The sequence below is a fragment of the Photobacterium lucens genome (genome assembly GCF_009873615.1).
Taxonomy (GTDB): Bacteria; Pseudomonadota; Gammaproteobacteria; order Enterobacterales; family Vibrionaceae; genus Photobacterium; species Photobacterium lucens.
This window is the reverse complement of the sequence record NZ_SSMG01000287.1, coordinates 1-8,001: the sequence shown is the minus strand read 5'-3', so window position 1 is coordinate 8,001 and position 8,001 is coordinate 1. Positions and strand designations below refer to the sequence as shown.

Sequence of the window (8,001 nt, the reverse complement as noted above, 5' to 3'; positions counted from 1 at the left end):
GTTTTTAAGGTATTATTATATTTAACAATAATATTTGTACCGCCTTATATTTATAAGGTGAAATGGTAACTAATAAAAAACTATTTCATTTTAGAGTTATTACTCTAAAATGAATCACGTGTACATGAGAGACGGGTATCAAAGGGTTACCTCTATGAGAATAAAACCATTTATGGTTAAGCCATTGGCTATCGCATTGCTTGCTATTGCGCCAAGTATTTACGCATCGCCAATTGCATTCAGCGATGCTTGGCATACAGTCGTCACAAAGAATGATGGTTTAGCCGCTGAGCGCGCTAGTGTTGCGCAAGCTGAGCATATGCAAGATGCGGCGAGTGATTTATATCTACCTACCGTGACGGTAGGAGCAAACTACACGCGCCTTGATCAAGATGTCAAACTATCGCCATCAGATTTGTTTGGCAGTATGCCTGCATCATCAACGCCTGCGGGGCAAGAGTTAACCAAAATCATAGCTGAGCTTACGAAAGTAACAGGGTTAGATCTTAATTCAGCGTTAACATCAACGATTGCAGATCGTGATGTGTTAACCAGCTCAGTTCGTGCGATTTGGCCTATCTTTACTGGTGGTCGCATTAGCGCAGCACAAGATATCGCTCAAGGGAAAACCCAAGAGGCGAAATATATGTTAGCTATGATGCAGCAGGCGAAATTTGAAGATTTATCCCGCTTTTACTTTGGTGTTGTACTGGCTGAGAAAGTCGTTGAAACCCGTAAAGAGGTTGAAGCAGGGCTAAAACGTCATTATGAACATGCAATAAAGCTGCAACAGCAAGGTCAGATAGCCAAAGTAGAGCGCCTGCAAGCGGAATCAGCTTACGATAAAGCGAAAGTTGATACCCAAAAATCAGTACGCGATTTAGAAATCGCTCAAGTCGCGTTAACGAAACTGTTGCAACAATCGAGCACTGCAGTACCAACCACTAAGCTATTTATTAATAGCTCCCTGCCGCCAATGTCATCTTTTCTCAATAAGACGCTTGCAAGTTATCCCGGTCTTCACATTTTAGATGCGAAACGTAAGCAAGCTGATGGCTTAATCGATGTAGAGAAAGGGAAATACTATCCAGAAGTGTACTTATACGGTGATTACAACCTGTATGAGAATGACAGTTTAGCTTCTAAGATGGCTCCTGATTGGGCTGTCGGTATTGGTGTCAGTGTACCGCTTATTGATAGCTCTGGTCGTTCAGGCAAAGTGAAAGCTGCCCATTCGATGGTGACGCAAGTGAATCACTTACGCGCTCAAGCAGAGCAAGATCTCAGCGTATTGGTAGAAAAAACTTATCGAGAAGCAAACCAAGCGTTGGAAGAATACAATGGTTTGAAATCAAGCCTAGCATTAGCGAAAGAAAATATTCGTCTACGTGAAAAAGCCTTTAGCCAAGGATTATCTACCTCTCTGGATGTGGTGGATGCTGAGCTTTATCTCTCTGCTGTGAAAACTCAGCGCTTAGCTGCGGCTTATCAATACGTTATGTGTCTAACTCGCTTATTGGCAATAAGCGGTGAGATGAACACCTTCAACAACTATCAGCAATATCAAGGTATCGAGGTTTAAAAATGAGTAAGTTGAAATCTATGGCAGTGGCGGTTCCTGTGATCGCTGTTGTGGGTTGGTTGGGTTATACCTTCTGGCACGCTTACCAGCCTCAACCTGAACGTATGCAAGGTCAGATTGAAGCACAGCAATACAATATTTCATCGAAAGTGGCAGGTCGTATTGATCAAGTGCTTGTACGCAAAGGTGATGAAGTAAAACCAGGCCAACTTATTTTCACCATTTTAAGCCCGGAAATTGATGCCAAGTTAGAGCAAGCAAAAGCCGGTGAATCGGCTGCTGGTGCATTGGCTGAAGAAGCGGAAAAAGGCGCTCGTCGTCAGCAAGTAGCTGCGGCAGAAGATCAATGGCGTAAAGCAACAGCTGCGGCGAAGTTGATGCATAAAACCTATATTCGTGTGAACAACCTTTATAAAGATGGCGTGATTGCTGAGCAAAAACGTGATGAAGCTTATACCCAATGGCAAGCTGCGCAATACACTGAAAGTGCCGCTTATGAAATGTATGAGATGGCAAAAGAAGGTGCGCGAGTAGAGACAAAACGTGCGGCACAAGAGAAAGTGAAAATGGCGGCTGGCGCAGTAGCAGAAGTTGAAGCTTATGCGGCAGATACTAAGATTTCTAGTTGGCACCAAGGTGAGGTTTCTCAAGTGTTACTGCACGATGGCGAGTTAGCACCACAAGGTTTCCCTGTTGTGAACATCATTGACATTCACGATGCGTGGGCAGTGTTTAACGTTCGTGAAGATAAGCTAAGAGATTACCAGGAAGGAAAAGAGTTCAAAGCAACGATTCCTGCATTAGGTGATAAAGCTTATACCTTCAAAGTGACGCATGTTGCTGTGATGGGGGACTTTGCGACTTGGCGTGCGACTGATACAGCGAAAGGCTTTGATATGCGTACTTTCGAAGTTGAAGCACGTCCCACACAGCCTATTGATGGTCTACGTGTCGGCATGAGCGTAATTGTAGAGCAGTAATATGAATGGCTTTCAATATGTGAAGCAAGAATGGCGAAACATATGGAAAGATGGCTGGCTACGAGCATTAACACTGTGGTTACCTGCAGTGTTATTTCTTACGATGTGGGCTATTTTTTCAGCGGGTATCGCTCATAACTTGCCTGTCGGGGTTGTCGATCTTGATCATAGCCAGTTGTCACGCCATTTCACTCGCTATGTAGATGCAAGCCCGACGATGGCGGTGACACGTCAATTTACTAGCCCAGATCAAGGCAGTGAAGCGATGCGAGCGAACGAGATCTATGCCATGGTGGTGATCCCCGATAACTTTGAAAAAGACACCAAGTTAGGTTATTCGCCGCAGATCACCACGTTTTATAACGGGCAATTTATTTTGATCGGTAAATTGATCAACTCCGCAATGTTACTTGCAGAAGGTACATTTAATGCGGGCGTTGAAACTGTTAAAAATATGGCAACAGGGGCTCCAGTTCCTTTACAGGCGATGGGACAAGCCGTACCTATACGTGGGCAAATTACGCCGTTATTTAACAGTAATAGCCATTATGGTCAGTTCTTAGTCTCAGCCATTATTCCGTCGATTTGGCAGATCTTGATTGTTGCAACCACGGTGTTAGCCATTGCGCATGAAGCAAGAACACAAGGGTTGTGGCAATGGCTACAAACATCACCTGTTTCTAAATTAATGGGTAAGTTAGCTGCTTATACAGGACTATTTCTGATCCAAGGTTTGTTGTTCTTGTGGTGGATGTATGTCGCACTCGATTGGCCGATGCATGGTGATTGGCATATTTTGATTGTCGCACAATTACTAATGGTGTTGGCATGTCAAAGTATGGGGGCATTCATTTACTTTTTAGCAATGGAAGTGCCTCGTGCAATGAGTTTTGTGGCCGCATTTACCGCACCAGCTTTTGCTTTTATGGGCATTACCTTTCCGGCAACTGATATGCCTGTGATTGCCAAAATGTGGCGTAGCTTATTACCAGTTAGTCATTACATTGAAGTGCAATTACAGCAAGTGGATTACGGCACAGGTTGGTATCAGGCTTCTCATCAATTGTTTATTCTGTCGTGGTTTATGGTTGCGATGGTATTAGCTGTGATGTTGATGTTAGTCCATCGTCGTAAAGCACTAAGTGGCAATACTGTAAAAGGGGAAGCCTAGATGGGATGGTTAAATTTATTTAAGCATGAGCTAAAAGCCATTTTTACTAATGTTTCTTTAGTTTTTACAGTATTTGGCGGTGTGATTTTTTACTCGTTTTTATATCCATTGCCTTATACCAATGAGCTTCCTCGTGATCAGAAAGTGGCCGTTGTTGATCTTGATCAAACGCAGATGAGCCGAGAATTGATCCGTATGGCTGATGCAACACCACAGGTTCATATTACTCAGCACCTAGGCAGTATTGATGCGGCTAAACAGGCGTTATTAGATCGGCAAGTCGAAGGGATTTTAGTGATCCCTCATGACTTCTACAAAGATGTGATGCTGGGTACTAGCCCAACACTGGCATATGCAGGTAATGCGGCATTGTTCTTAGTGTACGGTACGATTGTTGAGGGTTTAAGCTCAGCTGGAGCTGATTTAGGTGTTCACGCCAAAATTAACCGTTTGGTCTTGAAAGGGGATAACTTCGTTCAAGCCACTGAGCAATACAGTGCGATGAAACTCAATATGCGTCCTGTGTTTAACGTGACAATGGGTTATATCAATTACGTCGTACCTGCGGTATTTGTACTGATTTTGCATCAAACACTGTTAATTGGTGTCGGCATGGTGGGGGCATCTGAAAACGAGGCTCGTGCTGCGGGTAAAACTGGCTATTGGGCTGAATATCCAGTATGGATGATCATGATGGTACGTGCGTTTATCTTCGTGATGATTTATCTGGTATTAGCTTGTTACTACTTTGGTTTTACCTTTACTTATTATGGTGTCAACCGCTTAGCATCTATTCCTGACTTAGTATCGATGACAATAGCCTTCTTGTTGGCTGTGATTATGCTAGGCATGGTATTAGGGCAATTGCTTCCACGCTGTGAATTAGTGACATTAGTGGTACTACTGAGCTCGTTACCGCTAGTCTTTACCGCTGGTTTTATTTGGCCAACGTCAGAGCTACCAACCTTACTACGTGAATTATCGCAATTAGCACCGTCAACGCCTGCAATCAATGGTTTCCTTGGCTTGAATCAGATGGGAGCGACATTTGCTCAGATGATTGGCTGGTGGCAGCAATTATGGCTACAAGCATTAGGTTTTGGTGTGTTAGCGTTTTGGTTAATGTCACGAGCACGAAAAGTCAGTCGCTAAGCCAATAATCATTCAACAGAAACAAAAAAGGTCACCATCAGGTGACCTTTTTTATATCAATAGCAAACTAGAAATTAGTCAGCCATTTCAGCGTTGTGGTAAACGTTTTGTACGTCATCACAATCGTTCAGTGCATCAAGGAATTTCTCGAATGCAGCGATATCGTCGCCAGCAAGCTCTGTCATTGTCTGAGGAACGAAAGAGATTTCTTCTACATCGATCTCTAGCTCAGGCATTGTTGCTGTTAGTGCGTTCTTAACCTTGAAGAATTCAGTGTGAGGAGCGTAGATAGTGATCATGCCATCTTCACAAACGATGTCAGTAACATCTACGTCTTCCATCATTAGATTTTCTAGTACAACTTCTTCGTCAGTACCTTTGAATTCGAATACCGCTTGGTGCTCGAACATGTGACCAACGGTACCTGGGCTGCCGATCTTAGCGTTATTTTTAACAAACGCTTGGCGAACATCCATGAAAGTACGGTTGTTGTTGTCTGTTAGACAGTCAACAATTACAGAACAGCCACCAGGACCAAAACCTTCGTAGCGAGCAGTAGAGTAATCTTCACCGCCGCCGCCTTTAGCTTTATCAATAGCTTTGTCGATAACGTGCGATGGAACTTGGTCTTTTTTCGCTTTTTCGATTAGACGACGAAGAGAAAGGTTGCCATCTGGATCGATACCACCATTCTTAGCACAAACGTAGATTTCTTTACCGTACTTAGAGTACACCTTGATCTTTGCGCCTTGAGTTTTCGCCATCGCTAATTTGCGAACTTCGAACTTTCTTCCCATGAGGAATCACTCTCTTTATTACTGTTTGAGACGGTCAATTTTGCAAGGATTCTACCAGCAACCCCCCTGTTATTGCTAGCGGGATCTGCTATTTAGCTTAGTAAAACCATATTTTTTATCATTAGGGTGAAGGAGTAATTATCCAATTATTTACATCTTTTTTAAGACTGTGACGTAGCAGAGCGTTTTGTTAACAAATTCAGAACGTATCAATAAATGAGATGGTGAAATTACTACGACATAAGACAGTACAGAGGAGAAAACCTGATAAACAGTAATGCAGAGATGTTTCAGTCTCACAATATAAGAATATTGCGCATTTTAATTTTTGCTTTTCTCATATGGTAAGAATTGTGTTTGCGAGTTACTCTTTTATTGGTTAAAACAAATCATCATACAAAAATAAGAAGCCACCATCGTGACAAATTCTCTTAGTGCTAATGAAAAGTTGCTACAAGTTTTGATTCATATCGCAGCTTCTCCAGTACCACAGCAAGCACAGCAGTTAAGTGCTGAAATGAACATGCCAATCAGCAGCCTTTATCGCTATTTGGCGCTGTTACGTGACTGGAACTTAATTGAAGAAAATCATGGTCACAATACTTATAGTGCTGGCCCTGCTGCACTGCAGTTACAACGCAATTTCCATATGCATTCACCATTACCAGATGGCGTTCGTCCTATTTTAAAACGACTACAGCAACAAACGGGTGAAATGTCGGCATACATGGTGCCTGTAGGTTTTAATGCCTTGTGTGTCGATAGTATAGATAGCCCATACGCACTTCGTTGTAGTTATGAGAAAGGGCAAAGTCAGCCGTTGATCCGTGGTGCTTCTGCAAAAGTGATTTTGGCGTATTTACCTTTATCTCGTCAGATGAGAATTTTGAATCATTATGAGATCACAGAGAAAGAGCAAGTTGATGCATGGCTAACAGAACTTGATCTGATCAAACAAGATGGATTTGCGATTAGTACTTCTGAAATTGACCAAGGGGTTTCAGGTGTGAGTGCACCTGTTTTCATGGGTAATAAAGTGGCAGGTGCTGTGAGTGTGATGGCGCCAGCAGAGCGTATCAACAGCCGTAAAAATAAAATAGTTATGTGTGTATTGCAGGCGGCTCGTGCGTTACCGCCTCAACATTAATTCATCACGTTTTTGATCAAAGGAAGGGAAACGTATGTTTGTAGATCAGTTAAAAAAACTCTTTAAACCGAATGAGACGAAATCTCTTGGTCAACATCGAACACATACGCTAATTTCTCCTTACACCCAACAACGAGAACATGGTGTGGTATTACTTGGTGTGGTTTCTGACCTCAGTATTGGCTGGAATCGAGGTCGACAAGGTGCGAAAGATGGTCCTTCAAGTATTCGCCGTATTTTGCCGCATACACATTCTCATTCAAAACTGCCATTTTATGATGCGGGTGATATTGAAGCGCTTAATGATGACATGAACTTTTCATCATTAAGCCAGCAGCAAGCACAAACATTAGGCGAAATTTTAAAAGCAGGACATTTCCCTATAGTTCTAGGTGGTGGGCATGAGATCTCAATTGCGAGTTATCAAGCGCTTTCTGATCATGCTGCTGAAATGGCTCACACCCATACTGAGTGGTTAGTGTCGGAAACGAATGCGAGTTGTGTCGAATACAGTTCTGAGTCGATTGAATATACTTCGGTTCAACCATGCCAACCTCGTGTCGGTATCATTAATTTTGATGCCCACTTTGAGTTGCGACCAACCTTAGCGGTACGCTCAGGCTCAGCTTTTCACACCGCACTGTGCTATAGCAAAGAGCAGCATCGAGAATTTCACTACTTAGGTTTAGGGATCTGCGATCACGCAAATTCCCAAGCGATGTTTAAATTAGCAGAAGATCTTGGCTGTGAATGGTTACTTGATAGCCAAATGACATCACGCAATAAAAAAGCGGTACAAGCCAAACTCGATAAATACATTGATAGTGTGGATGTGATCCATTTAAGCATTGGGCTTGATGTATTTTCAGCTTCAATTGCCCCAGGCGTTAATATGACCCAAATGCAGGGTGTAGGCTTACCTATGGTCGAGTGGGCAATTAAATACATTATGGCGAGCGGCAAAGTAAAGTTAGTTGATATTGCTGAGTTAAACCCTGAATACGATTATGCCAATCAAACTGCGAAATTAGCGGCGAAGCTTGTGCAATTAATCTCTCGCTGTTTGTAGTGATGAAGCCGCTCCTATGAGTGGCTTTATATTATTGCTATATTTTGTAAATTCATTTCTTCTTAGTATTTTTTAGAGTAGATGATGACTGTATATAAAAACA

The 8,001-nt window shown here is 42.6% G+C and carries 7 protein-coding genes; 6 read left to right on the top strand and 1 reads right to left on the bottom strand.

Features of this window, described 5'->3' with window-relative positions:
* Positions 1-154: 154 nt before the first annotated feature.
* From E5A76_RS12400 to E5A76_RS12385, 4 genes are read left to right on the top strand one after another with little or no spacing between them, the layout of a single operon-like run.
* Complete coding sequence (locus E5A76_RS12400) at positions 155-1,582, top strand: TolC family protein (protein ID WP_053987589.1); 1,428 nt, start codon at positions 155-157, stop codon at positions 1,580-1,582.
* 2 nt (positions 1,583-1,584) lie between these two features.
* Complete coding sequence (locus E5A76_RS12395; RefSeq protein ID WP_161119123.1) at positions 1,585-2,562, top strand: HlyD family secretion protein; 978 nt, start codon at positions 1,585-1,587, stop codon at positions 2,560-2,562.
* 1 nt (position 2,563) lies between these two features.
* Positions 2,564-3,733 (top strand): ABC transporter permease, encoded by a 1,170-nt coding sequence (locus tag E5A76_RS12390; protein ID WP_161119122.1) that lies wholly within the window; start codon positions 2,564-2,566, stop codon positions 3,731-3,733.
* The gene (locus E5A76_RS12385; RefSeq protein ID WP_161119121.1) at positions 3,734-4,885 is read left to right on the top strand and encodes an ABC transporter permease; all 1,152 of its coding nucleotides are present in this window, start codon (positions 3,734-3,736) and stop codon (positions 4,883-4,885) included.
* 74 nt (positions 4,886-4,959) lie between these two features.
* On the opposite strand, the gene E5A76_RS12380 is transcribed toward E5A76_RS12385, so the two are convergent.
* Entirely contained in the window at positions 4,960-5,682 is a 723-nt protein-coding gene (locus tag E5A76_RS12380) for a YebC/PmpR family DNA-binding transcriptional regulator (RefSeq protein ID WP_161119120.1), read from the bottom strand.
* Positions 5,683-6,100: 418 nt separating this feature from the next.
* On the opposite strand from E5A76_RS12380, the gene E5A76_RS12375 reads away from it, so the two are divergent.
* Together E5A76_RS12375 and E5A76_RS12370 are read left to right on the top strand one after the other, a co-directional pair.
* On the top strand, positions 6,101-6,829 hold the full coding sequence (locus E5A76_RS12375) for an IclR family transcriptional regulator (protein ID WP_053987594.1): 729 nt from the start codon (positions 6,101-6,103) through the stop codon (positions 6,827-6,829).
* A gap of 34 nt (positions 6,830-6,863) precedes the next feature.
* The gene (locus E5A76_RS12370; RefSeq protein WP_161119119.1) at positions 6,864-7,898 is read left to right on the top strand and encodes a formimidoylglutamase; all 1,035 of its coding nucleotides are present in this window, start codon (positions 6,864-6,866) and stop codon (positions 7,896-7,898) included.
* Positions 7,899-8,001: the final 103 nt, after the last annotated feature.

Excerpts from the sequence above, each read along its gene's own strand:
- E5A76_RS12400 (WP_053987589.1), top strand. The coding sequence starts at position 155 with ATGAGAATAAAACCATTTATGGTTAAGCCATTGGCTATCGCATTGCTT.
- E5A76_RS12395 (WP_161119123.1), top strand. The coding sequence starts at position 1,585 with ATGAGTAAGTTGAAATCTATGGCAGTGGCGGTTCCTGTGATCGCTGTT.
- E5A76_RS12390 (WP_161119122.1), top strand. The coding sequence starts at position 2,564 with ATGAATGGCTTTCAATATGTGAAGCAAGAATGGCGAAACATATGGAAA.
- E5A76_RS12385 (WP_161119121.1), top strand. The coding sequence starts at position 3,734 with ATGGGATGGTTAAATTTATTTAAGCATGAGCTAAAAGCCATTTTTACT.
- E5A76_RS12380 (WP_161119120.1), bottom strand. The coding sequence starts at position 5,682 with ATGGGAAGAAAGTTCGAAGTTCGCAAATTAGCGATGGCGAAAACTCAA.
- E5A76_RS12370 (WP_161119119.1), top strand. The coding sequence starts at position 6,864 with ATGTTTGTAGATCAGTTAAAAAAACTCTTTAAACCGAATGAGACGAAA.